Below are 282 nucleotides of genomic sequence, written 5' to 3'. Positions count from 1 at the left end.
CTTTCCAACAAGCAACATGGGGAAAGCAATTTTCCATTATTCTGATGATAGTTTTAAGATTGACCAAGTTGTCACTATTTTAGCTATGGATAAGGTAACTAGCGAGCAGAGAGGGTTGAATAAAATTACAGTTGATTTTTTCTTCGACACTACAGACAACGGTATATCGGACGAAGATGCTTATCAAAAAATGATGGCTTTCTTTAAAGAACTGCAAGGTAAGGGTTGGACTTATGCTAAAAGTTTAAGTGAGCCTCGTTTAAGCCCTAAAGACAGCTTTAT

1 pseudogene is annotated in these 282 nt (G+C 36.5%); it reads left to right on the top strand.

Annotated elements, in window-relative coordinates:
- A pseudogene (locus CXF65_RS01145) lies at positions 1-282 on the top strand (hypothetical protein); the annotation flags it as partial.

Source organism: Psychrobacter sp. Sarcosine-3u-12 (assembly GCF_002836005.1).
Taxonomy (GTDB): Bacteria; Pseudomonadota; Gammaproteobacteria; order Pseudomonadales; family Moraxellaceae; genus Psychrobacter; species Psychrobacter okhotskensis.
The sequence above is the reverse complement of the archived record's forward strand: the minus strand, read 5'-3'. Positions and strand labels throughout refer to the sequence as shown.